20 protein-coding genes are annotated in these 23,515 nt (G+C 62.3%); 13 read left to right on the top strand and 7 right to left on the bottom strand.

What is annotated here, in order from left to right; all coding sequences use genetic code 11:
- Nucleotides 1-4 precede the first annotated feature (4 nt).
- The 3 genes from urtC to urtA all read right to left on the bottom strand — a co-directional run bounded on the left by urtC (nt 5) and on the right by urtA (nt 4,270).
- The gene (urtC, locus tag E8Q40_RS07725) at nt 5-1,204 is read right to left on the bottom strand and encodes an urea ABC transporter permease subunit UrtC (RefSeq protein WP_137046631.1); all 1,200 of its coding nucleotides are present in this window, start codon (nt 1,202-1,204) and stop codon (nt 5-7) included.
- Nucleotides 1,204-2,850: an urea ABC transporter permease subunit UrtB gene (urtB, locus tag E8Q40_RS07720; protein WP_137043832.1), complete on the bottom strand. Its 1,647-nt coding sequence runs from the start codon at nt 2,848-2,850 to the stop codon at nt 1,204-1,206. Before urtB ends, urtC begins: the two co-directional genes overlap by 1 nt.
- A gap of 97 nt (nt 2,851-2,947) precedes the next feature.
- Nucleotides 2,948-4,270, bottom strand: coding sequence for an urea ABC transporter substrate-binding protein (gene urtA / locus E8Q40_RS07715; RefSeq protein WP_137043831.1), 1,323 nt, complete (start codon nt 4,268-4,270; stop codon nt 2,948-2,950).
- Between the two features lie 437 nt (nt 4,271-4,707).
- On the opposite strand from urtA, the gene E8Q40_RS07710 reads away from it, so the two are divergent.
- Together E8Q40_RS07710 and E8Q40_RS07705 are read left to right on the top strand one after the other, a co-directional pair.
- Nucleotides 4,708-4,869, top strand: coding sequence for a Flp family type IVb pilin (locus E8Q40_RS07710; protein WP_137043830.1), 162 nt, complete (start codon nt 4,708-4,710; stop codon nt 4,867-4,869).
- A gap of 88 nt (nt 4,870-4,957) precedes the next feature.
- Entirely contained in the window at nt 4,958-5,365 is a 408-nt protein-coding gene (locus E8Q40_RS07705) for a DUF6455 family protein (RefSeq protein ID WP_246663082.1), read from the top strand.
- Here E8Q40_RS07705 and E8Q40_RS07700 read toward each other — a convergent pair.
- The 3 genes from E8Q40_RS07700 to E8Q40_RS07690 form a co-directional block, all read right to left on the bottom strand.
- Nucleotides 5,334-5,876, bottom strand: coding sequence for a hypothetical protein (locus E8Q40_RS07700; protein ID WP_137043828.1), 543 nt, complete (start codon nt 5,874-5,876; stop codon nt 5,334-5,336). The genes E8Q40_RS07705 and E8Q40_RS07700 overlap by 32 nt on opposite strands.
- A 114-nt stretch (nt 5,877-5,990) precedes the next feature.
- Nucleotides 5,991-6,749, bottom strand: a complete 759-nt coding sequence (locus tag E8Q40_RS07695; protein WP_137043827.1) for a ferredoxin reductase — start codon at nt 6,747-6,749, stop codon at nt 5,991-5,993.
- A 127-nt stretch (nt 6,750-6,876) separates the two neighbouring features.
- The gene (locus E8Q40_RS07690) at nt 6,877-7,494 is read right to left on the bottom strand and encodes a sulfite oxidase-like oxidoreductase (RefSeq protein WP_137043826.1); all 618 of its coding nucleotides are present in this window, start codon (nt 7,492-7,494) and stop codon (nt 6,877-6,879) included.
- Nucleotides 7,495-7,593: 99 nt separating this feature from the next.
- On the opposite strand from E8Q40_RS07690, the gene E8Q40_RS07685 reads away from it, so the two are divergent.
- From E8Q40_RS07685 to E8Q40_RS07660, 6 genes are all read left to right on the top strand, one after another.
- Nucleotides 7,594-8,253 carry a DUF938 domain-containing protein gene (locus tag E8Q40_RS07685; RefSeq protein ID WP_137043825.1) on the top strand — a complete coding sequence of 220 codons (660 nt, stop codon included), beginning with the start codon at nt 7,594-7,596 and terminating at the stop codon, nt 8,251-8,253.
- A gap of 66 nt (nt 8,254-8,319) precedes the next feature.
- Nucleotides 8,320-9,261: a catechol 2,3-dioxygenase gene (locus tag E8Q40_RS07680; protein ID WP_137046630.1), complete on the top strand. Its 942-nt coding sequence runs from the start codon at nt 8,320-8,322 to the stop codon at nt 9,259-9,261.
- Nucleotides 9,262-9,319: 58 nt separating this feature from the next.
- On the top strand, nt 9,320-10,420 hold the full coding sequence (locus E8Q40_RS07675) for a GSU2403 family nucleotidyltransferase fold protein (RefSeq protein WP_137043824.1): 1,101 nt from the start codon (nt 9,320-9,322) through the stop codon (nt 10,418-10,420).
- Nucleotides 10,417-11,262, top strand: coding sequence for an aldo/keto reductase (locus tag E8Q40_RS07670; protein WP_137043823.1), 846 nt, complete (start codon nt 10,417-10,419; stop codon nt 11,260-11,262). Before E8Q40_RS07675 ends, E8Q40_RS07670 begins: the two co-directional genes overlap by 4 nt.
- A 23-nt stretch (nt 11,263-11,285) precedes the next feature.
- Nucleotides 11,286-12,185, top strand: a complete 900-nt coding sequence (locus tag E8Q40_RS07665) for an NAD(P)-dependent oxidoreductase (protein WP_137043822.1) — start codon at nt 11,286-11,288, stop codon at nt 12,183-12,185.
- A 161-nt stretch (nt 12,186-12,346) separates the two neighbouring features.
- Nucleotides 12,347-12,859: a hypothetical protein gene (locus tag E8Q40_RS07660; protein ID WP_137043821.1), complete on the top strand. Its 513-nt coding sequence runs from the start codon at nt 12,347-12,349 to the stop codon at nt 12,857-12,859.
- 69 nt (nt 12,860-12,928) lie between these two features.
- Here the strand turns inward: E8Q40_RS07660 and E8Q40_RS07655 are convergent, their stop codons facing one another.
- The gene (locus E8Q40_RS07655) at nt 12,929-13,453 is read right to left on the bottom strand and encodes a DUF1993 family protein (RefSeq protein ID WP_137043820.1); all 525 of its coding nucleotides are present in this window, start codon (nt 13,451-13,453) and stop codon (nt 12,929-12,931) included.
- A gap of 249 nt (nt 13,454-13,702) precedes the next feature.
- Here E8Q40_RS07655 and exbB point away from each other — a divergent pair, with 249 nt between their 5' ends.
- The 5 genes from exbB to E8Q40_RS07630 all read left to right on the top strand — a co-directional run bounded on the left by exbB (nt 13,703) and on the right by E8Q40_RS07630 (nt 23,488).
- Nucleotides 13,703-14,707, top strand: coding sequence for a tonB-system energizer ExbB (exbB, locus tag E8Q40_RS07650; RefSeq protein ID WP_246663030.1), 1,005 nt, complete (start codon nt 13,703-13,705; stop codon nt 14,705-14,707).
- A 7-nt stretch (nt 14,708-14,714) separates the two neighbouring features.
- Nucleotides 14,715-15,143 carry a TonB system transport protein ExbD gene (gene exbD, locus E8Q40_RS07645; protein ID WP_137043819.1) on the top strand — a complete coding sequence of 143 codons (429 nt, stop codon included), beginning with the start codon at nt 14,715-14,717 and terminating at the stop codon, nt 15,141-15,143.
- Entirely contained in the window at nt 15,140-15,982 is an 843-nt protein-coding gene (locus E8Q40_RS07640; protein WP_137043818.1) for an energy transducer TonB, read from the top strand. The genes exbD and E8Q40_RS07640 overlap by 4 nt, the downstream gene beginning before the upstream one ends.
- Nucleotides 15,983-16,220: 238 nt before the next feature.
- A complete protein-coding gene (locus E8Q40_RS07635; protein WP_137043817.1) occupies nt 16,221-16,820 on the top strand; it encodes a TIGR02594 family protein in 600 nt (199 codons plus the stop codon).
- 239 nt (nt 16,821-17,059) lie between these two features.
- Nucleotides 17,060-23,488, top strand: a complete 6,429-nt coding sequence (locus tag E8Q40_RS07630) for a tetratricopeptide repeat protein (RefSeq protein ID WP_168197766.1) — start codon at nt 17,060-17,062, stop codon at nt 23,486-23,488.
- The last annotated feature ends 27 nt before the right edge of the window (nt 23,489-23,515 follow it).

Raw genomic sequence — 23,515 nt, 5'->3', positions numbered from 1 at the left:
AGCCCTACTCCGCGGCGCTCGGCTGAGTCGACGGCGACCGCTGCGTCGGCAGGACGCCGTCCTCCGCCTCGGCCGAGCGCATATTCAAGAGGTTGGCCTCGCTCTTCTCCTTCACGCCGCTGCGCCAGTGCGTCCAGGTGCCGACGATGCCGCGTGGCAGGAACAAGGTCGTGCCGATGAACAACCCGCCGAGCACGAACAACCAGTATGGCGCCAGCAAGCCGGTGGTGAAGAAGGTCTTGGTGTAATTGACGACGAAGGCGCCGAGCACCGCGCCGATCAAGGTGCCGCGGCCGCCGACCGCGACCCAGATCACGGCCTCGATGGAGTTGGCAGGTGCGAATTCGCTGGGATTGATGATGCCGATCTGCGGCACATAGAGCGCGCCGGCGACGCCGGCCATGCAGGCCGACACCGTGAACACGAACAACTTGTAGCTCTCGACGCGATAACCCATGAAACGCGTGCGCGCCTCGGCGTCGCGGATCGCCACCAGCACCTTGCCGAATTTCGAGGTGACGATGGCGCGGCAGATCAGGAAGCAGACCGCAAGCGCGAGGCACGAAATCACAAGCAGCGCGTTGCGCGTCGTCTCGGCCTGCACGTTGAAGCCGAGAATGTCCTTGAAATCGGTCAGGCCGTTATTGCCGCCGAAGCCGAAGTTATTGCGGAAGAAGCCGAGCAGCAGCGCATAGGTCAGCGCCTGGGTGATGATCGACAGATAAACGCCGGTGACGCGCGAGCGGAAGGCGAACCAGCCGAATACAAAGGCGAGCAGCCCCGGCACGAACAGCACCATGAACATGGCGTAGCCGAAGTTCTGAAAACCGTACCAGAAGAACGGCAGTTCCTTCCAATTCAGGAACACCATGAAGTCCGGCAGGATCGGATCGGCATAGACGCCGCGGGTGCCGATCTGGCGCATCAGATACATGCCCATGGCGTAGCCGCCGAGCGCGAAGAAGGCGCCGTGGCCAAGCGAGAGAATGCCGACATAGCCCCAGATCAGGTCGATGGAGAGCGCCAGCAGGCCGTAGCAGATATATTTGCCGAGCAGCGCGACGAGATAGGTCGAGACGTGAATCGCCGACGACGGCGGCACCAGCAGGTTGAGCACCGGAATGGCGATGGCGAAGGCGGCGAGCAGAACGAGAAAGATCGTCGAACCGCGATCGAGCATGCGGATGAGCGGGTGGGCTTTCATCATGCTTCGATCGCCCGGCCCTTGAGCGCAAACATGCCGCGCGGGCGCTTCTGGATGAACAAAATGATGAAGACCAGCACCGCGATCTTGCCGAGCACCGCTCCGGCGAAGGGCTCGAGGAACTTGTTAGCGATGCCGAGCGTCAGCGCGCCGACCAAGGTGCCCCACAGATTGCCGACGCCGCCGAACACCACGACCATGAAACTGTCGATGATGTAGCCTTGGCCGAGGTTCGGCGACACATTGTCGATCTGCGACAGCGCGACGCCCGCGATGCCGGCAATGCCGGAACCGAGGCCGAAAGTCAGCGCGTCGATGCGCGCGGTACGGATGCCGACGGCAGCCGCCATCGAGCGGTTCTGCGTCACAGCGCGCATTTCGAGGCCAAGCCGCGTGAAGCGCAGCATGCCGAGCAACGCGACGAAGACGATGGCCGTGAAGACGATGATCCAGAGCCGGTTATAGGTGATGAGGATGCCGCCGAGATCGAAGGCGCCCGACATCCAGGACGGGTTGCCGACTTCCTTGTTGGTCGGGCCGAAGGCGGCGCGCACCGCCTGCTGCAGCACCAGCGAGATGCCCCAGGTAGCGAGCAGCGTCTCCAGCGGCCGGCCGTAGAGGAAGCGGATCACCGAGCGCTCGATGGCGATGCCGACGACGCCGGAGAATACAAAAGCCAGCGGCAGCGCGATGGCCAGCGAGTAATCGAACAGGCCAGGATAACGGGTGCGGATGACTTCCTGCACAACGAAGGTGACGTAGGCGCCGAGCATGACCATCTCGCCATGCGCCATATTGATGACGCCCATGACACCGAAGGTGATGGCAAGGCCGATGGCCGCGAGCAGCAGCACCGACCCGAGCGACAGGCCGTACCAGAGATTCTGAACGGTCGCCCAGAGCGCCAGGTTGCGCTCGATCGCGGTTTTGGCGTCGGCCGTGGCGGCCAGCACCTCGGGCGGTGCATTGGCGGGAATCATTTGCAGCAGCGCCATCGCGTCCTGGTCGCCGCGGTCGCGGATCACAGCGATGGCCGCGACCTTGTCGGCCGCCGGCGCATCGGCGGTCGCGATAACGATGGCCGCCTTGGCTTGCATCATCGCCGCTTTCACCCGCGCGTTCTGCTCGGCGGCGAGCGCCTTCTCCAGCGCCGGCAACGTGGCGGCGTCGCGCGACTTGAATACCGATTGCGCAGCGTCGTAGCGCTTGTTCGGATCGGCGGCCATCAAGGTCAGACTGCCGAGCGCGGCGTCGAGCACGTTGCGCAGACGGTTATTGAGACGGACATTGGACAGATCGGCCGGCGGCGTACCGGCGAAAGGCTGGCCGGTGGCGGCGTCGACGAACTTGCCGTCCGGTGTCTTGATCAGAACCTTCTTCTCGCCGGCGCTGAACTGGAGGCGCTGGTCCTTGAGCGCCTGCAACAGCGGCGCAGCGAGCGCACTACCGGATGCGGCCGCCTTGTCGATGGCATCCGCCGTGTCGCTGAAACTATCCGCGGTGAACCCGAGCAAGGCGTCTTCATAAGGGCCGGCCAACGCACCTGTGGAAGCGGCACCCGCGCCAGCGGCAATCACAACGGCAAATAGCAATAAAATTCTGATGCGATCAAACAACCCGCGCATGTTGATCACGACCCCCGGCATGTCAGTCAAGAAGCGGGAGGCGGCGGTGAGGCCGCCTCCCCTTTTTGTTACGTCATCAGACGCAATAGCTCGATAAGACTGGGCTCACGAGCCCAAATCACGAACCAGAGCCGCCGCACTTCTTGGTGACGGTGTTGTAGTTGCCGCACTTGAGGGTGACCCAGTCGGCCTCGAGATCCTTCGAACCCGGCAGGAAGTCGGTCCAGGCATCGCCCGCGACCAGACCCTTGGTCTGCCACACCACGTCGAGCTGACCGTCGCCGCGGATTTCACCGACGAGCACCGGTTTGGTGATGTGGTGGTTCGGCAGCATCTTCGAGATACCGCCGGTCAGGTTCGGCGCTTCGATGCCCGGGAGGGTGTCGATGACCTTGTCGGCATTGACGGTGCCGGCCTTCTCGACGGCCTTAACCCACATGTTGAAGCCGATCACGGTGGCTTCCATCGGGTCGTTGGTCACGCGCTTCGGGTTCTTGGTGAAAGCCTGCCAGTCCTTGATGAACTTGGCATTAGCCGGGTCCTTGACCGACTGGAAGTAGTTCCAGGCGGCGAGATGGCCGACCAGCGGCTTGGTGTCGAGGCCTGCGAGTTCTTCTTCGCCGACCGAGAACGCCACGACCGGGATGTCGGTCGCCTTGATGCCCTGGTTACCCAGTTCCTTGTAGAACGGCACGTTGGCATCGCCGTTGATGGTCGAGACCACCGCCGTCTTCTTGCCCGCCGAGCCGAACTTCTTGATGTCCGACACGATCGTCTGCCAGTCCGAGTGGCCGAACGGCGTGTAGTTGATCATGATGTCTTCGGCCTTGACGCCCTTCGCCTTCAGATAGGCCTCGAGGATCTTGTTGGTGGTGCGCGGATAGACGTAGTCGGTGCCCGCGAGCACCCAGCGCTTCACGTCGCCACCGTCCTTCGACATCAGGTAGTCGACGGCCGGGATGGCCTGCTGGTTCGGAGCGGCACCCGTGTAGAACACGTTGCGCTCGGACTCTTCACCTTCATATTGCACCGGATAGAACAGGATCGAGTTCAGTTCCTTGAACACCGGCAGCACGGACTTGCGCGACACCGAGGTCCAGCAGCCGAACACCACGGACACCTTGTCCTTGGCGATCAGCTCGCGCGCCTTTTCGGCGAACAGCGGCCAGTTCGAGGCCGGGTCGACGACGACGGCTTCGAGCTTCTTGCCGAGCACGCCGCCCTTCTTGTTCTGCTCGTCGATCATGAACAGAACGGTATCCTTCAGCGTCGTCTCGGAAATGGCCATCGTTCCCGAGAGCGAGTGCAGGACGCCGACCTTGATCGTGTCCTGCGCGGAAGCCGACGAGATCGCTCCCGCGGTCATGGCAAGGCCCGCGGCGGCGGCGAGCCACATGCGGGCGTTCGGCCGCTTGGCGGCCGTCACTGTTGTTTGATTCATGCTTCCAGATCCCCTGCGTTTGACGCGCGCGTCTTCGCGACTCTTCGCGCCGCAACAGGATCGCAAGCTCTGTGCCAAGCCGTCACAAATGTCCTAAGGCTTTGTTTAAAATGGCATAAACTGCGACGCGCCCGACCTGCCTAGTTTTAAGCCAAAGACGCCCGATTAAATATTAGGCACGGCTGTCAGTTTAAACGCCACGGCGCCGTACTAAATCGCAGGCACTGCACCTCGCCGCAGCATTTGTATGCAAATGAAGCAAAACGATCGGCGAAAATCGCGGCGCGTTTGCAGGAAACTTTATGGCGAATACGCGTCAAACATACGCGTCAGCACCACCGAACGCTTATGGCTAATTCGACGTAACCATTACGCGTGCCTGTTCGAGAACTATCGCACGGGTTAGAAAAATTGCGCCCAGTCACACGGAGTTTGTAATGAAGCTTGTCAAAGCCTTCCTCGCCGATCAGTCGGGTGCCACCGCCATCGAGTACGGCCTCATCGCCGCTGGTATCTCGGTCGCCATCATCGTGATGGTCAACACCATCGGTACGCAGCTCAATACCGCCTTCAACAGCGTTTCGAGCCAACTGAAGTAAGCCCGCCGAACCTCCCCGAGACTTAAGAAGCCGCCCCTCCGGGCGGCTTCTTTGCGTGAAGATGCCGGCGGACGGCAGATTGGCCGGTATGTTTGAAGCGGACTTTTTGATTCAGGTCATGGAGCGGAACTGTCGCGAAGCGCACCATTTAGTTCGACAAACGATCGGGAGGGATCGTGTCATGGCCCAAACGCAGAAAGACGAATTCTATCTGCCGGAGATGATGAAGCGCCTCGGTATCGACCCGGCCGTCAGGGTTATCGCCCATTCGGAGCTGACCCTATTGACGGCCGTTCATGAGTGCCGCGACTGCAAATCAAAGTCCGAGTGCCGCGATTGGCTCGACGAGGCACCGATATCCTTTGCTTTCGCGCCCGGTTTCTGTCCGAACAAGGACCTGTTGTTCGAACTGCAATTCGATCAGCCAGGGCCGGCGCCGCTAGGCTGTGATCTCGGTGCAGCCTTCAGGCCAGCCCCGGCCCACGGCGGAATTTGAGCGCGGTGACAATGCCGAGCATCACCGCGATAACGAGCGCGGCGACTTGCGCGACGAGGAAATTGAACTGCACAGGCTCGAAGGGCGGATTGGGAAACGGAGGCGTCAACGATGCCGCCGGGTTGAGGACGCTGAGCTTCTGGAAGCTCTGTACGATCAGCACAAAAATATTGAGATAGAGCGAGACCGTCGCCGACACGGCGTAGATCCAGCGCCAGCGGCCATAGAGTTGCTTGCTGTATAGCGCGATCAGACCCAGCACGAAGAAGACGGTGGCAACGATGCCGGTCGCCGCCGCCGGCGTCAGGACCTTGGCCTGGGTGGGCGACAGGAAGAACATGAAGCCCGTGACGGTGGTGAGGACCGTCGTGGTCCAGAACAGCGACGTCAATCTCGGCAGCCGGTGCGATCCGATCAACCCGAAGACGACAACGAGCCCGCTGACGATGGCGACGAGAGAAGTAATGACGTGGATGATCGTGAACGTCTGAACCGACAGGCCGATGATCATGGAAGCCCCCTACTTCGAATGCTTCCATATTACTCCGATACCGGAAACGACGCCATGTCGGGGAGCCATGTCGAGGACATGACACCATGTCGCGGCCTGGCTTCCGACCTGCGATTACCGGCCGGTTGGGCCAAATCGCTCGGTTTTGATCAGCTTCGGGCTGTGGCCAAGGTCGCGGAGCGTCCGCGCCACGCTTTCGACCAAAGGCGTGGGGCCGCAAACGAAAATGCGGGGCATCCGGTCCGGCGAAAAGCCTGCTTCGGACAGCATGGCAGCATCGATGCGCCGGGTTTGCCCGGTCCAGCCGACCGGCGCCCCGCGGGTCAGCGTATGGACGACGGTCGGCCCGCCTGCCTCTCGCGACAAGTTCTCCAGTTCGGCCCGATAGATAATGTCCTCATAGCCGCGCGAGGAGAACAGCAGCGTCGCCGGCTGCGTCGCCTTCTTCAACGCGCGCTCGCGCAGGATTGCCATCAGCGGCACCACGCCCGAACCACCGGCGACAAGAAATAACGGGCCCTCCAGGTCAGGCGTCCAGACAAAATAACCGCCGATCGGCCCGCGCAGTTCAAACTGGTCGCCAACCCGGACTTCACCGGCCAGATAAGACGACACTTCGCCGTCGGGCAGCCTCTCGACCGTGAGCGTAATGGTGTGCTCCGCGGGAGCCGAAGCAATCGAATAGCTGCGCTGGGCCTGATAGCCGTTGTCGGAGGTGAGACGTACATCCACATGCTGGCCGGCACGGTGGCCGGACCAGCCTGGCGCATCGAGTACCAGGCTGCGCACGCGCGGCGTCTCGTCGATAGCCTCACGCACCGTGGCGGTGAGCCATTGTTTTTTGGGAGCGGCGGTGCCGGTTTGATTCTGCATGACCCCACACTCCGCTCGTCCCCGCGTAGGCGGGGACCCAGGAGCGGCATAAGCAAACGTTCATCAAGAAGGACTGGACCCCCGCCTTCGCGGGGGTGAGCGGAGCTTGGGGTGAGGCTTAGGTCCTTCAGTCGCCATCATAACGTTGCTCGCGCCACGGATCGCCATAGATGTGATAGCCGTTCTCTTCCCAGAAACCGGGAATCTCCGGATCGACGAACTGCAGCCTCTGCACCCACTTGGCGCTCTTCCAGAAATAGAGATGCGGCACCAGGAGGCGTGCCGGCCCGCCATGCTCGGGGTCGAGCGCCTCGCCACCAAACTCAAAGGCGATCATGGCCTTGCCGTCGAGCAGATCCTCAGCGGGAATATTGGTCGTGTAGCCGCCGTCGCAATGCGCAAGCACATAAGGTTGCGGCGGCTCGGTGAGTCCGGCGGCCTCCAGCAGCGTATCGATCGACACCCCCTTCCAATGGGTGTCGAGCTTCGACCAGGTGGTGACACAGTGGATATCGACTGTGAGATCGGTTTGCGGAAGGGCGAGGAATTGCTGCCATGTCCATTCGGCCAGCGGTGAAGCGCCGTCGTCGATTGACAATCGCCAACTCGCCAGATCGACCGGCGGCGTTGGCCCTGCCGACAGCACGGGAAAATCCTCAACCAGATGCTGGCCCGGTGGAATGCGCGCGTCACGCGCGCTGCCGCCACGTCCACGAAATCCACGTGATATGGGAGCATCGTTCATAATTGGACTCCAGGTCGAACCGGCGCCTAACTTTCGCCCGCGGGCGCACCCAAGACAACAGGGACCATGGTGTTTGCGGTCGCGTGACAGAGGTGTGCCATGACCGAGCCGGTCTTTGAATTCGGCAAGAAAGGGTTGCCTCCGGCTGGCGAGGACGGCCGGCTCGACGCGCCCGCGTTCCACCGCAACGTCGAGCCAATCTGGTCGGCGATCGGCGGCATTCTTGCCGGCAAATCAGGCGCGATACTGGAGATCGGCAGCGGCACCGGACAACACATCGTCACCTTTGCCGGGCGGTGCCCGCACCTCACCTTCTGGCCAAGCGATATCGTGGAATCGCATCGCGCCTCGATCGAGGCGTATCGTCAGGCCGTCGATCTCGATAACCTGCGGGCGCCGCTTGATATCGACCTGATGCGTCCTGATTGGGCATGGGACGGCGGCGAGTTGGCCGCGATCCTCTGCTTCAACGTCATTCATATCGCTCCGTGGGTCGTAACCGAGAACCTGATGCACGGCGCCGGCCGGCATCTCAAACCCGGCAGCCATCTCCTCATGTACGGGCCTTACAAGCGGGACGGCGCCCACACTGCGCCGAGCAACCAAGCCTTCGATGCCTCACTGCGCGGGCGCAATCCCGCCTGGGGCGTGCGCGATCTCGAGGCTGTCGCCGACCTCGCGGATGCGAACGGTTTGATGCTGGTCAAAACAGTCGAGATGCCGGCCAATAATCTGGTGCTGGCATTCGAACGCCGCTAAAAGACCGCGACAATTAGTAAAGGGAGACGCTCCGTGGCCGACAACCAGTATCCGCCTGAACCGATCATGGACATCGCCCATCTCGGCCATCTCGAACTGCTGACGCCGGTCTTCGACAAGAGCGTGCGCTTCTTCACCGAGATCTTCGGGCTGACCATTGCCGGCGAGAAAGGCGACAGCGTCTATCTGCGCGCCTATGACGACTACGAGCGCTACTCGCTCAAGCTCACCGCCTCGAACACCAATGGCATGAAGCACGTCGCTTACCGCACGCGCTCGCCGCAGGCGCTGGAGCGCCGCGCCGCTGCGTTGAAAGGCACGCCATTCGAGATCGGCTGGACCGATGGCGATCTGGGCCATGGCAAGACGTTCGTCTGCAAGGACCCGGACGGCCATGTCATCGAACTCTATTACGACACCGAGTGGTACCAAGCGCCGCCGGAACTAAAGCCGTCGCTGAAGAACCAGGCGCAGCGTTTTCCTGCCAAGGGGATCAATCCGCGCCGCCTCGACCATTGGAACGGCCTCGCCGTCAATCTGTCGGAATGCCGCGAGTTCTTTGAAAAGTATCTCGGCTTCCGCCTCACCGAGCGCATCGTGCTCAATGACGGCCGCGAGGCCGGAATCTGGCTCACCGCGACCAACAAGTCATACGACTTCGCCTATACCCGCGACATGACCGGCGTGCCGGGCCGCTTTCACCACATCACCTATGCGATGAACTCGCGCGAGGAGATTTTGCTCGCCGCCGACGTCTTCCTCGAAAACGGCGTGTTCATCGAAACCGGCCCGCACAAGCACGCGGTGCAACAGACCTTCTTCCTTTATGTCTATGAGCCGGGCGGCAACCGTGTCGAAGTGGCGAATGCCGGTGCGCGGCTCGTCCTGGCGCCGGACTGGAAGCCTATCTCCTGGACCGAGGACGAGCGCAAAAAAGGCCAAGCCTGGGGGCTGAAAACCATCGAGTCGTTCCATACTCATGGAACACCGGAGGTCGCACACAAGTGATTGATTTTTAAATCGTTAGTATAATTTATACTCACCTCGCGAGGTGAGTATAAATTAGGTGCAAGGTCCTCGCCAGCGAGTTATACTCACTTCGCGAAGTGAGTATAACTCCGGTCAAGCCATGACAACGCCCAACCTTGTGCTGCAAACAACCTATGCCGAGCTTCTCGAACGCTGCGCAAACGCAGCCTTCGACAACTCGTTCACCGGGACCGGCGCCTTTACCCGCAAAACGGTGAGCGGCAAGCGCTACTGGTACTTTCAGGCAACTGTCGATGGCGTACGCTCGCAGAAATACGCGGGCCCCGAAACGCCTGAACTTCTTCAACGCATCAATCGACATCAAGCCGCGCTGACCGACGAGCGCGAGCGGCGCGCGTTGGTATCCACACTGGTTCGCTCCTTCGGCATGCCGCAGCCCGTCGCCGAAATCGGCGAGACGGTAGCCGTGCTCGCCAAGGCCGGCGCCTTCCGTTTACGGTGTGTGCTCGTCGGCACCGCTGCCTATCAGACCTATTCGGCCATGCTCGGCGAGAAACTGCCGAGCTCCATTCTGCAAACCGGCGACATCGATATTGCGCAATTCGCCAATATCTCCGCCGCCGTCGAAGAACAGATGCCGCCAATTCTCGATGTCTTGCAGGCTGTCGACAAAACCTTCCGCGCCGTGCCGACCACCCATGGTAGCGCCGTGACAAGCTATCAGGCCAAAGGCGGATTCCGCGTCGATTTCCTGACGCCGAACGAAGGTCGCGACACCGACAAGCCGCGGCGCCTGCCCGCCCTGCAAACCGACGCGCAGCCTTTGCGCTTTCTCGACTTCCTGATCCACGATCCAGAGCCCGCCGTGCTGCTTCACGGCTCGGGCGTTTATGTCAATGTGCCTTCGCCGCATCGCTATGCCGTGCACAAATTAATGATCTCACGCCGGCGCGCAGAAGGCACAGCCAAGCGCGATAAAGACATTCATCAGGCCGAGGCTTTGCTGAAGGTGCTGGCGCGCAAACGACCATATGACCTGAAAGAAGTTTGGAACGAGGCCGAGGGGCGCGGTAAGGAATGGCGCAAGCTGCTGCATGAGGGCTTTGCTCAATTGTCGCCACAAACTCAAGAGTTACTGACCGACATTGCACCGAAAACAGCGACGCAGAGGACATGACTCTCACCATCCCCACACTCCCGCTTCCCTCCGGACGCGCCATGCCGGTCTTCGGCGTCGGCACCTGGCGCATGGGCGAAAGCGCCCGCGTGCGCGCCGATGAAGTCAAAGCCATACGCGCTGCGATCGAGCGCGGCATCACGCTGATCGACACCGCGGAAATGTATGGCGACGGCGACGCGGAAAAGATTGTCGCCGAGGCGGTTGGCTCTCGACGCGACGACCTCTTCATCGTCAGCAAGGTCCTGCCGATGAATGCTTCCAGGCGAGGCACCATCGCCGCCTGCGAACGCAGCCTGAAACGCCTCAAGACAGACCGCATCGATCTTTATCTGCTGCACTGGCGCGGTGGCGATCCGCTGTCGGAGACCGTCGCCGCCTTTCAGGAACTGAAAGCCGCCGGCAAGATTCTCGACTGGGGCGTCAGCAATTTCGACATCGACGACATGCGCGAACTGACCGCGCTCGATCGCGACAAGGAATGCGCCACCAATCAGGTACTCTACAATCTGACGCGGCGCGGCATCGAGTTTGATCTGGTGCCGTTCTGCCGCGAGCGTGGCATTCCGGTGATGGCTTATTCGCCACTCGAACAGGCGCGCATGCTGGGGGATGCTACGCTCAAGCAAGTGGCGGAGCGTCATCAGGCAAGCCCGGCGCAGGTGGCGCTGGCCTGGCTGCTGGGCCAGCCAGGCATCGTCACGATCCCAAAGGCCACCGGTCTGAAGCATCTCGACGACAACATCGCTGCGATTGATCTCAAACTTACAACCGAGGACCTGAAAGCGCTCGATGCCCGCTTCCCGCCGCCGAAGCGCGCGAAGCCGCTCGATATGCTGTAGGATTGGCGCACAGGAGACGGCCCATGGCGCTTCGCAACACACCGCGTATTGCCTTCATCGGTTTCGGCGAAGCAGGACAGGCCATCGCCTCCGGCTTGCGCGAGGAAGGGATCGCCGAGATCGCGGCCTGGGACATTCTGTTTCCAAAGCCGGAAGGCGAGAAGCTGAAAGCCGCAGGCACCAAAGCCGGCGTGCGCCTTGCGACCTCGGCGGCCGACGCGATTGCCGGCAGCGACATCGTCATTTCCGCCGTGACGGCGGCCTCGAGTCTGGAGGCCGCGCAATCGGTCGTGCCACATCTGTCCGGCAATCCGTATTACCTCGACATCAATTCCGTCTCGCCCGGACGCAAAATCGTAACTGCCGCCCTGCTCGACGGCAAAGCGCGCTACGTCGATGTTGCGGTGATCGCGCCGATCCATCCCAAGCGCCACCAAACTCCTTTGCTGATTGCCGGCCCACATGGGGAAACGATTGCGCCCCTGCTGAGCGAGATGGCGATGCAGCTCAAGGTCGTCAGCGACGAGACCGGCAAGGCAGCGGCGATCAAGATGATCCGCAGTGTCATGATCAAGGGCATCGAAGCCCTCACCTATGAATGCTTCCTCGCCGCCGAGCGTGCCGGCCTGCTGGAAGACGTGACGGCATCCCTCAAGAACAATTATCCAGGCATCGATTGGAAAGAGACGACGACCTACAATCTCGAGCGCATGGCAAGCCACGGCGAGCGCCGTGCCGCGGAGATGGAAGAGTCGGCCGCGACGTTGCGCGAACTGGGCCTCGATCCGCTGATGGCCCTGGGCACGGTGGCGCATCAGCGCGAGATGGGAAGGTTGGGCAAGGCCGACTCGGTGCGCTCGACTCTCGACAAAGACCGCGCCGAGATCCTCGCCGCGATCGACAAGAGCAAGTTTTCGACCTGAGCGTTTCAGTTTGAAACATCACGCGCTGGCAAGCACTCACAAAATCAAATAACGCCCTCTGTTCCGTCGACGCCCTTCAAAAAATTCCTTTACAAAAATGGTTAACAAGCCGAAAACTTCAATCGGCGGCATCACTTACATGGTTAACGGGGCGTACCAGAATGAAACACCTCACCTCACTCATCGGCGGCGCTTTGCTGGTGATCGGATTGGCGACGATCGTCCCGACACCCGCTTCTGCCGGTACCTACTACGATCCGGTCTGTAACTGTCGCAAACCGGATTCCGAGTACAACACCAAGCGCGTTGTTCGTGGAGCGCCGCGGGTCAACACCCGCGTTCGTTACGTCGATCACACCCGCGAGGTGAAGCGCACTCACCTGCGTCAGGAAAACCGCCTGGTCGTCCACGTCCAGCCGGTGGTCAATCGTGAAGTCGTCGTTCACCGCCAGAACACGGTGGTGCGCAACATCACGCTGCACAAGGTGAACACCACGAACAAGTATCGCACCGAGCACCGCAACGAAGTCGTGAACCGCTACGTTCAGGGCGGCACGCGCGTTGTGAACGAAGTGCGCCAGGTTCGCGGCGTCAACTGCAACTGCGGTCCCGAAGGCGGGGCGCGCTACTCGGGCGGCTACGAGGGCGGATCGCGGGTCTCGTACCGCGAATAAACTGCTCCGCTCGGACAAACGGACAGGACCGCCCCGGACAAAATCCGGGGCGGTTTTGTTTTGAGCGCCCTACTCGACGATGCTCATCGGGATGGCGCCGAGAAAATCTCGCTTGGCGAGGTCGGTACCGAAATTGCGCGCTATCGCGTAGCTCGCGGTGAGGTGAAAGAAAAAGTTCGGCAGCACGAAGTGATTGAGGTAGTCCGCGCCCTTCATCTTCGCCTTCTTCGGTCCGAGCGGAAACACGATCTCGCGTTCGCTCGAAGCGTCGATGGCCACGGCGTCCAGGCTCTTCACATGTGCCAGCGTGCGGGCAATGCGCTCCTTGAGCTGGTCGATGGTCGTCTCATTGTCCTCGAACTTCGGCGGGTCGATGCCAGCAAGACGCGACGCGCCGTTCTTGGCCTGGTCGCAAGCCACCTGCACCTGCCGGGCGAGAGCGAACATGTCCGGCGCCAGCCGCCAGCCCAGCAAAACCGAAGGGTCGGTCTTTTTCGCCGCGGCATGGGCGGCCACCTTGTCGAGCACCCCGGACAATGCGTTGAGCCCGGTCACGCAGATCGGGATGAGATTTTGCGACATCGAGTAGGACATGAATAACCCCGGTGTTGATGCCCCGGCCTTAGCGGCGGCGGCGCCTTGTGAGGAAGCGTCTCTGCCATGACGCCGGATAGGCGGGCAATGTATGCAACCAACTGGATCCATTGGGTCTTCGCGCAGGACCAAAGCAGCTTTGAAATCTTCTAAACTATTGATTTGAATAACTAAAATATGTGCCATGTCAGTGATTTCCGGTTGCGCTGCGCAATTGCTCCTATAGGGTCGCGCCAGCGGCGGGCTAAGATGGCGGCGGCCGAGCGCTCCTTCGGCTTTGCCGGCACCAACTGCGTGGAAATGATCGTGATCGAAAGTCTGAACCGAGTGAGGCCGGCAAAAGCGCGGCGCAACGGCCTGGCCGTATTGCTGCTGGCGACCATCCTGATGCAGCCGGGAGCTTCGCTGGCTCAAATGTCAACGCCGCCGGCGCCGACTGTCACACCGGCACCAGCCGCGCCGCCTTCCGGCTCAACCCAGACCGCACCCGTTGCGACACCCGTCATGCCGGCGCCGGTTCCGCCGCCCGCTGTCACGCTGCCGCGCGATTTGTCGCCGTGGGGCATGTTCATGGCCGCCGACATTGTCGTGAAGGCGGTCATGATCGGTCTCGCCTTCGCGTCGGTGCTGACCTGGACGGTATGGCTCGCCAAGCTTCTGGAATTGATGCTGGCAAGCGGCAAACTGCGCCGCGGTATCGCGGTCCTCGGCCGCGCCCGGACCTGGGACGAGGCTTCCGCGGCCTTTCCTGCCAATAACGGCGGCGTTGCCCGCCTGGTTCGGGAAGCCGACACGGAACTGAAGCTGTCGGTCGATGCGGCCGCGCCGCATGCGCTGTCGCCGGAGGGCGTCAAGGAACGCATCGCCTCGCGCTTCGAGCGTGTCGAAGCCGCCGCCGGACGCGCCATGATGCGCGGAACCAGCATCCTCGCCACCATCGGCGCCACCGCCCCCTTCGTCGGCCTGTTCGGCACCGTATGGGGCATCATGAACTCGTTCATCGGCATCTCGAAGGCGCAAACGACCAACCTCGCCGTGGTGGCGCCGGGCATCGCCGAGGCGCTGCTCGCGACCGCGCTTGGCCTCGTCGCGGCCATTCCCGCCGTGGTGATGTACAATTTCTTCTCGCGCTGGATCGCCGGCTATCGCGCGCTCAACGCCGATGCCTCGGCCTCGATCATGCGCCTCGTCAGCCGCGAAATCGAACGCGGCGCCTTCTCACGCCGCCGCCCCGGCGTCGCGGCCGCCGAGTGAGACGCACATGGCGGTACGCCTCGACCACGGCGACGAAGGCCAGACCGAGATCAGCGAGATCAACGTCACGCCGTTCATCGACGTTATCCTGGTCCTGCTGATCATCTTCATGATCGCGGCCCCGCTGGCGACCGTCGATGTATCGGTCGACCTGCCCAGCGCCAATGCCGAGAAGACCCAGCGCCCCGACAAGCCATTGTTCCTGACGCTCAAGCAGGACCTGTCACTCGCCGTCGGCAATGACGACGTACCGCGGCCTTCCCTCGCCGCTGCGCTCGACCGCGCCACGTCTGGCGACAAGCAGCAGCGCGTGTTCCTGCGCGCCGACAAGACCGTCGCCTATGGCGAACTGATGGTCCTGATGAACGAGCTGCGCAGCGCCGGCTATCTTCACGTCGCGCTGGTCGGGCTCGAAGCTCCCGGGGCAACGCCATGATCCGCCGCGTGCCCGCGACCTTGCGCTGGAGCGCCTGCTTCGTGGCGGCGCTCGGCATTCACGTCGGCGGCGCGGCCGTCCTTTTGGCGCACTGGCAGTCCGAATCCGATCAGGTCGCCAATGCGCCCGTGATCATGATCGATCTGGCGCCGATTGCGGTAGCGCCGCAAGCTGTAGAGACCGACATGCCGCCCGACGCGGTCGAACGGCAGTTCCAGACCGGCGAAAAGGAAACTCCGGATAAGCCGGAAGAGGTCGTCGAAAAACCCGAGCCCGAACCGGAAAAGCCGGTCGAGGTCGCCAAGACAGAGCCGCAAACGGAGCCCGAGAAGACGCCGGAGGTCGAGCCAGACCCGACGCAGGCCGAGATCGCAATGCTGCCTCCGCCGCGGCCCGTCGAGAAGATCGAGGACAAGAAAGAAGAGAAGAAGAAAGAGGTTCGCAAGAAGCCGCGGCCGCGGCAAGCGAGCCTCGCTTCGGCGCCAAGCGCAGCCGATCAATTGGCAGCGCGCGCGGCAGCGCCGAACGCCGGCGCCGCCCGCGACTCCAATGCCTTGCCGAACTGGACCTCGCGCGTCATCTCGCGCCTCGAGCGCTACAAGCGCTATCCATCCGACGCGCAATCGCGAGGCGACCGCGGCGTGGTGCGATTGGCTTTCAGCGTCGACCGCAGCGGCGGTGTGCATAATGCGCGCGTTGTCGCCTCGTCGGGCTCGAACCTGCTCGATCGCGAAACGCTGGCGATGATCGAGCGGGCTTCCCCTTTGCCGCCACCACCGGATGAGGTGCGCGGGGCCTACGTTCCCGTGGTCGTTCCGATCGCCTATTCCATCCGCTGACGCGTCAGCATCTTATTTAAAATTTTATCGAATGTGCGCGATGTGTCGCAAAATGACGCATTACGCCCGCTCGAATTAACCACATCTACAAAGCGTCTGAAACAAGACGCTGTGAAATCTTGCAGTGGGCGTAGGGTATTGGAATTGTTTATGCGAGATGACGGACGCCGCATGGATAGCACCGTTCGTTAACGAGCCAAAGGAAACCGGCAGCCATTCGTCCGGATAAGAGTCCGCCATGAAACGATCGATCGCAGCAAGTCTGATTTGCAGTCTGGTCGTCAGCTTTGCGTCGGCGTCTTTCGCCACGACCGCGAAACGCAACGACCGCTTCGCCAATGTCGCGCCTCTCGAAACCATTTCGCGCAGCCGCGCCGAAGCCGCCGACCATGCGGCGCAGGTGCCGGGCGGCGCCAGCCTTTTGCTGGAGGCGTTGCGCTATCGCGGCGCCAACGCCAAACAGCTCGGCCTGCCGGCACAGTTGTGGTGCGCGGACTTCATGAATTTCGTCATCAAGAAAGCCGGCGGCAACAAGGGCACCCAGTCTCGCGCCGCGCGCTCGTTCCTCGACTTCGGCAAGAAGCTTGATGGCCCGCGCGTCGGCGCCATCGCCATTCTCCGTCGGGGCGGCCCACAGAACGGCCATGTCGGCATCGTGCGCGGCACCGATGGCCAGGGCAATCCGATCCTTATTTCCGGCAACAGCGGCAACATGGTGCGGCAGTCGTCCTATCCAAAGGAAAAGGTCCTCGCCTACGTCATGCCGCCGGATTACGTGCTGCGTGAGATCGCCAGTGCGGCGCGCGCCGAAGCGGTCAAACAGCAGCAAGCACAGTAGAGAAACGACGTCGCATTAGATGAAAACGCCGCGCCCTCGCGCGGCGTTTTCATTCCGGGGCCAGCGATAGCGTTAGTATTAATCGTCGCGCGCTCTCCCGCGTGCGAGTCCTCATGCGTCAGCCGGGTTAATGTTAATCTCGTCTTATGCGCGCATCCTCCCCCTCCGCGCTGCATGATCGCACCGAAGCAGGACCAGAGCCCCGGTCAGGCTCACCGCGGAGGAACAGGAAAAGACGAATGCTTCGGGGAGCACGCATCGTCTTCATTGAGTTTGCAGTCGCTGCCGTCGTGTCGACCGCGGCGATGCCGGCGCACGCGGTAACGCGCGATCAGATCAAGCTTTGCGAAGGCAAGAGCGACGGCACGACCGAACAGCGCATTGCCGCCTGTGATGCCGTTATCGATGGGTCGAATAACGCGAAGCAGCGCGCCAACGCGCAGACGCACAAATCCAGGCTCGTCAAAAGCCGCACCGCGGCCCAACATCGCAAGGCCGAGGACCTGACTGCCAGCGGCAAGGACAAACGCGTCAGGGGCGATGCCGAGGGCGCGATTCGCGACCTTGACGAAGCGATCAGGCTCGACCCCCGAAATGCCGAGGCACTCTATCATCGCGGCCAGGCCCTGCGCGATCGCGGCGACAGCGAGCGCGCCATTCAGGACCTTGAGCAGTCCATCAAGATAGACGCGCGCAATGCCGAAGCGTTGAAAACGCTTAGCCACCTTTACTACAACAAGCGTAAGTACGACGCCGCCGTCGGCGCGCTCGATGCCGCAATCAAGCTCAATGCCAACGACAACATCGCCTATTACAACCGCGGCATGGCATACCGCGCGAAAGGCGAACCCGATCGCGCCATCGTCGATTACGACCGTGCCGTCAAGCTCAATGCCGGCGACGCCGTGGCCTTCCACAGCCGCGGTCTCGCCTATCGCGACATCCGCGATTACGAGCGCGCCATTCAGGACCTCGATCAGGCAATCAAGCTAAAGCCGGATTTCATCCTCGCGCTGAACGACCGCGGCATCGCCTATTCCGCCAAGGGCCAGGTCGAGCGCGCCATCCAGGACTTCGATCAGGCCATCCTGCTCGATCCGCGCGACGCCTTTGCCTACAACAACCGCGGCCTGGCCTACCGCAATCGTGGCGAAGTCGATCGCGCCATCAAGGACTACGACCAGGCCGTATTGCTGAATTCGAACTATGTTCTGGCCTATTACAATCGCGGCAACGCCTTCTACGACAAGAACGACTACGACCGCGCCATCCGCAATTACGATCAGGCAATCCGCCTCGACGCCGACTATGCTCTGGCCTATTACGACCGCGGCGTCTCCTACTTCGCCAAAGGCGACTATGACCGGGCGCTGAGCGATCTTTCTCAAGCGGTTAAGCTCGATCCGAAGGATTCGCTGTCGTACTATAATCGCGGCGTCGTCTACATCGCACGCAGCGAGTACGACGCCGCCATTGCCGATTTCGACCGCTCGATTCGCATCGACCCGAAGAACGCCCGCACCTTCTACAATCGCGGTCTGGCGCTCAAAGCCAAGGGCAATGACGATCGCGCCATCGCGGATTTCACGCAGTCTATCCAGCTCGACGGCAAGAATGCGCTCGCCTTCTTCAACCGCGGCCTCGCCTATCGCTCGCGCGGCGACACCGAGCGCAGCCTCGCCGACTTCGAGCAGTCGCTTAAGCTCGATTCCAAACAGGCGCAAACCTGGTATGAACGCGGCCTGGCTCTGGTCGAGAAACGGGACTACGACCGCGCCATCGCCGATTTCAATCAGGCGATCAATATCAAGCCGGACTACACCGCTGCACTCAACCAGCGCGGCCAGGTTTACGTCGCCAAGGGCGACGGCGACCGAGCTATTGCCGACTTCGATACCGCGCTGCGCATCGACCCGAATTATGCGCCGGCTCTGGCCAATCGTGGTGACGCCTACCAGAAGAAGCGCCAGTACGACCGCGCCATCGCAGACTTCAATCAGGCGATCAAGGTCAATCCGGACTATCCCGGCACCTTCTTCAATCGGGGCATGGCCCTGCAGGACAAGGGCGACTTCAAGGCCGCCATCGCCGACTTTTCGCAGGCGATCAAGCTCGATCCGAAGAACGCCGCCGCCTATAACGGACGCGCCTTCGCTCATCAGCAGCTCAATGAAGACGAGCGCGCCTTCCAGGACTACGAGCAGGCGATCAAGCTCAACCCCAATTTCGGCACGGCCTATTACAACCGCGGCAAAGCCTATTACGAACGCCGCGACTACGACCGCGCCGTTGGCGATCTATCTCATGCGGTAAGGCTCGAGCCCCGCGATCCGCTCGTCGCTCATGCGCGCGGCCTGGCCTATCGCGAACGCCGCGACTTCGACCGCGCCATTGCCGATTTCGACCAGGCCCTGCGGATCGACCCAAAGTTCACCGCGGCCTATGTCGATCGCGGCAACGCCTATCAAGGCAAAGGCGAGTACGAACGCGCGATCGCCAACTACGATCTGGCTATCAAGCTAGACCCGAAATATGGCGCCGCCTTCACCGAGCGCGGCAATACCTATGCCCTGCGCGGCAACGTCGACCGTGCCTTGCAGGACTACGAGCAGGCGATCAAGTTCAACCCGAACTATGCCGGCGTGTTCATGAGCCGCGCCAAGCTCTGGCAACGCAAGGGCGATCTCGGCAAGGCGGTTGCCGACCTCGACCAGGCGATCAAGCTCGACCCGCAATTCGCGCTGGCGCTGGCGAGCCGTGGTGCCATCTATCAGGCTCGCGGAGACCTCGACCGCGCCGTTGCCGATTTTGACCGCGCCATCGCCGCCGATCCGCACTCCGATTTCGCCTATAATAGCCGCGGCCTCGCCTACAAGGCGAAGGGCCAGACCGAAAAGGCGCTCAAGGATTTCGACCAGGCCATCACCATCAATTCGGGCTTCGCTGCGGCGTTGCTCAATCGCGGCGAGACTTTGCAGGCCGCCGGCTATCATGAACGCGCCATCCGCGATCTCGATCAGGTGATCCGGCTCAATCCCGGCAATGCGCAGGCCTACCTCTTCCGCGGCCTCGCTTACGGCGGCAAGCCGGACCATGATCGCGCCATCGCCGATCTTTCCCAGGCGATCAAACTCGACGGTTCACTGGCCGCCGCTTACAACGGCCGCGGCATGGCCTATCGCGCGCGCGGCGAGCGCGAGCGCGCCATCGCCGATTTCAGCCAGGCAGCGAAGATCGACCCGAACTTCGCCATGGCGTTCTCCAACCGCGCCACGGCCTATTACGACAAGCGCGACTACGACCGCGCCATCGGCGATCTGACGCAGGCCATCAAGCTCAATCCGAACTCGGTGCGGGCCTATTACGATCGCGGCATCGCCTATGGCGCCAAGGGTGACACGGAGCGCGCCATCGCCGACTTCGACGCCGCGCTCAAGCTCGATCCCAAGAATGCGGTTGCCTTCAACAACCGCGGCGTCGCCTGGCGTGGCAAGGGCGACACCGACCGCGCCATTGCGGATTTTGCCGAGGCGATCAAGCTCAACGACAGTTATGCGGCGGCCTATTACAATCGCGCCAATGCCTACGCCGACAAGGGCGATACCGACCGGGCTTTCGCCGATTTCGAGCGCGCGCTCAAGATCGATGCAAAGGACGCCTATGCGTTGCACGACCGCGGTGTGATCTATTACGAAAAGCGCGATTACGAACATGCCATCGCCGATTTCGAGGCCGCGACCAGGCTCAACCCCGCCTACTCGATCGCCTCGAGCCCGCGCGGCAACGACATCCGCGGCCAGCGCGGTTATGACCGCGACCTCGAGGAGACCGAAACGCGACTGCAGGCGAGCCCGATCTTCGCATTGGCCTATAACGACCGCGGCATCGCGCTGGCGGCGCGCAAGGACTATGACCGCGCCATCGCCGATTTCGACCGCGCCATCAAAATCAATCCGAACTTCTCAGTGGCCTATTACAACCGCGGCAACGCCTGGTACCAGAAGCGCGACATCGACAAGGCGATCGCCAATTACGACGCCGCGCTCAAACTCAATCCGAAGGACGCGCTGGCCTGGTTCGACCGCGGCGTCGCCCACTACGACCGTGATTCGTTCGACCGCGCCATCGCCGATTTCGAGCAGACGGTGAAGCTCGACCCGAAGAACGCGCAGGCTTTCTACAATCTGGGCGCCGCGCTTCAGGAGAAATACGAATTCGACCGCGCCATCCAGCACTACAATCAGGCGCTCGCCATCGACGGCAAGCTCGCCCCCGCCTATTCGGCACGCGGCTACGCGCTGGCCAGCAAAGGCGATTTCGACAAGGCGCTTGCAGACCTGACGCAGGCCATCCGGCTGAGCTCCGGCCAGGCTCTGGCCTTCAATGATCGCGGCATCGTCTATGGCATCAAGGGCGAGACGGGCCGTGCCATTGCCGATTTCGACCAGGCCATCGCGCTCGATCCGAAATACGCACCGCTCTACAACAACCGCGCTATCGTCCACGCCGCCACCGGCCAGCTCGACAAGGCCATCGCCGATTACGACCAGGCGGTGAAGCTGAACGCGAATTACGCCGCCGCCTTCTATAACCGCGGCAACGCCAAATACGACAAGGGCGACTATGCCGGTGCCGCCGCCGACTATTCCAGCGCGCTGAAGCTGTCGCCGTCGGACGCCGCCACCCTCAACAACCGCGGCAATGCCTTCGCCAATGTTCGCGACTTCGACCGCGCCGTCGCCGACCTGTCGCAGGCGATCAAGGTCAATCCGGGCTACGCGCAGGGCTACAACGACCGCGGCGTCGCGCACGGCGCGCGCGGCGATGTCGACCGTGCGCTGGCCGATTTCGAGCAGGCGGTGAAGCTCGATCCGTCCAACAGCTTCGCCTTCTACAATCGCGGCCTTGCCCTGCGCGACAAGAAGCAGGTCGATCAGGCCATTGCCAGCTTCGAACAGGCGCTGAAGCTGAACCCGGCCTATGCAGTCGCCCACTACAACCGCGGCAATGCCTACGAGCTCAAGCGCGAATTCCAGCGCGCCATCGCCGACTTCGACGCCGCGCTCAAGCTCAAACCCGATTATGCACTGGCCTATTACGACCGCGGCCTATCCTACGGCGCCCTGGGCGACGCCGACCGCGCCATCATCGACCTCACCGAGGCGATCAAGTACGACCGGACCAATGCGCTGGCCTTCTATAACCGTGGCATCGCCTACCGTCTCAAGAACGACATCGACCGCGCCGTGTCCGACTTCGGCGAGGCCATCAAGCTCGACGGCAAGTTCGCACTCGCTTACGCCCAGCGCGGCGCCGCGGTCTACACGCGCGGCGATCTGGACCGCGCCATTGCCGACTTCACCGAGTCGCTCCGCCACGACGGCAACTCCGCCGACGTCTATTACCGCCGCGCCGTCGCCTGGCGCGACAAGCGTGACTTCGATCGTGCTGTCAACGACTTCAGCCAGGCGATCCGCATCGAACCGAGGAATGCGCTGGCCTATCAGAGCCGCGGCCGCGCCTTCCGTATGAAAGGCGATATCGAGCGCGCCGTCGCCGATTTCGATCAGGCCGTGAAGCTCGACGGCAAGTCGTCGGCCGCCTTCACCGATCGCGGCACGACGCGCGGCCTGCGCGGGGAATTCGATGCCGCCATCGCCGATTTCGACGCGGCGCTCAAGCTCGATGCCGACAACGCGGTCGCCTACAACAACCGCGGCTTCGCGCTGCGCCACAAGGGCGATAACGATCGCGCCCTCGCCGATTTCGGCGATGCCATCAAGCGCGACGCCAACTACGCCCTCGCCTACTTCAATCGCGCCAGCGTCTATGCCGAGAGGCGCGATTACGACCGCGCCATTGCCGACTACGATGCCGCCATCAAACTCAATGCCAGCAACGCGGACGCCTATAACGGCCGCGGCCTCGCCTATGACAGCAAAGGCAGTTTCGACGAGGCGATTGCAAACTTTGCCCAGGCCATCAAGCTCGAGCCAAAGAACGCCCGCGCGCTCAACAACCGCGGCTTCGCTTATCGCAACAAGCGCGACATGGACCGCGCCATCGCCGATTACAACGCCGCGCTGGCGATCGATCCCAACTATGCTCTGGCGCTCTATAACCGCGGTTTCGCCTACTACGACACCCGCGATTTCGACCGTTCCAGCCGCGACATGAACCAGGCGATCAAGTTCAATCCGAACTTCGCCTCGGCCTTCCTCGACCGCGGCCTCACGCCCGACCGTCGCGATTTCGACCGCACCGTGTCCGCGGCCGATGCGACCATCGACCTGACGCCCTCTTATGCCGTGTCGTTCTCGGGCCGCGGCGTCGCCTATGAGAACCGGCGCGAAGGCGACCGCATCATTCGCGATGCCGGCCAGCCGATCCGCAACAACCGTTACAACAGCTACGCCTATTCGCCCGATACCTTCCCGCCGCCGAGCCCGGCGCTATTGGCGCCTGTGACGCCGGCGAAGCCCGACGTGAAGGTCGATGTGCCGATGCCGAGCCCGTCCCCGCGCGCCGAAGCGCCGGCCATCGCCGCCCATGCCCAGGCGGTCGAGGGCGTCGACGTGCCGATGCCGCAGGCACGACCGCGCGCGACACGCCGTCAAGTGGCACGGGTGCCGCATCCGCCCGAACGTCGCCCACTCGGTAGGCGCTAGACTCGAACGACGACCACCCGAATCGCC

The sequence above is a fragment of the Pseudolabrys sp. FHR47 genome (assembly GCF_005153485.1).
Lineage (GTDB): Bacteria > Pseudomonadota > Alphaproteobacteria > Rhizobiales > Xanthobacteraceae > Pseudolabrys.
Note: the sequence above shows the minus strand (reverse complement) of the source record. Positions and strands in the feature narration are given on the sequence as shown.

Excerpts from the sequence above, each read along its gene's own strand:
- urtC (WP_137046631.1), bottom strand. The coding sequence starts at position 1,204 with ATGAAAGCCCACCCGCTCATCCGCATGCTCGATCGCGGTTCGACGATC.
- urtB (WP_137043832.1), bottom strand. The coding sequence starts at position 2,850 with ATGCCGGGGGTCGTGATCAACATGCGCGGGTTGTTTGATCGCATCAGA.
- urtA (WP_137043831.1), bottom strand. The coding sequence starts at position 4,270 with ATGAATCAAACAACAGTGACGGCCGCCAAGCGGCCGAACGCCCGCATG.
- E8Q40_RS07710 (WP_137043830.1), top strand. The coding sequence starts at position 4,708 with ATGAAGCTTGTCAAAGCCTTCCTCGCCGATCAGTCGGGTGCCACCGCC.
- E8Q40_RS07705 (WP_246663082.1), top strand. The coding sequence starts at position 4,958 with ATGTTTGAAGCGGACTTTTTGATTCAGGTCATGGAGCGGAACTGTCGC.
- E8Q40_RS07700 (WP_137043828.1), bottom strand. The coding sequence starts at position 5,876 with ATGATCATCGGCCTGTCGGTTCAGACGTTCACGATCATCCACGTCATT.
- E8Q40_RS07695 (WP_137043827.1), bottom strand. The coding sequence starts at position 6,749 with ATGCAGAATCAAACCGGCACCGCCGCTCCCAAAAAACAATGGCTCACC.
- E8Q40_RS07690 (WP_137043826.1), bottom strand. The coding sequence starts at position 7,494 with ATGAACGATGCTCCCATATCACGTGGATTTCGTGGACGTGGCGGCAGC.
- E8Q40_RS07685 (WP_137043825.1), top strand. The coding sequence starts at position 7,594 with ATGACCGAGCCGGTCTTTGAATTCGGCAAGAAAGGGTTGCCTCCGGCT.
- E8Q40_RS07680 (WP_137046630.1), top strand. The coding sequence starts at position 8,320 with ATGGACATCGCCCATCTCGGCCATCTCGAACTGCTGACGCCGGTCTTC.
- E8Q40_RS07670 (WP_137043823.1), top strand. The coding sequence starts at position 10,417 with ATGACTCTCACCATCCCCACACTCCCGCTTCCCTCCGGACGCGCCATG.
- E8Q40_RS07665 (WP_137043822.1), top strand. The coding sequence starts at position 11,286 with ATGGCGCTTCGCAACACACCGCGTATTGCCTTCATCGGTTTCGGCGAA.
- E8Q40_RS07660 (WP_137043821.1), top strand. The coding sequence starts at position 12,347 with ATGAAACACCTCACCTCACTCATCGGCGGCGCTTTGCTGGTGATCGGA.
- E8Q40_RS07655 (WP_137043820.1), bottom strand. The coding sequence starts at position 13,453 with ATGTCCTACTCGATGTCGCAAAATCTCATCCCGATCTGCGTGACCGGG.
- exbB (WP_246663030.1), top strand. The coding sequence starts at position 13,703 with ATGGCGGCGGCCGAGCGCTCCTTCGGCTTTGCCGGCACCAACTGCGTG.
- exbD (WP_137043819.1), top strand. The coding sequence starts at position 14,715 with ATGGCGGTACGCCTCGACCACGGCGACGAAGGCCAGACCGAGATCAGC.
- E8Q40_RS07640 (WP_137043818.1), top strand. The coding sequence starts at position 15,140 with ATGATCCGCCGCGTGCCCGCGACCTTGCGCTGGAGCGCCTGCTTCGTG.
- E8Q40_RS07635 (WP_137043817.1), top strand. The coding sequence starts at position 16,221 with ATGAAACGATCGATCGCAGCAAGTCTGATTTGCAGTCTGGTCGTCAGC.
- E8Q40_RS07630 (WP_168197766.1), top strand. The coding sequence starts at position 17,060 with ATGCTTCGGGGAGCACGCATCGTCTTCATTGAGTTTGCAGTCGCTGCC.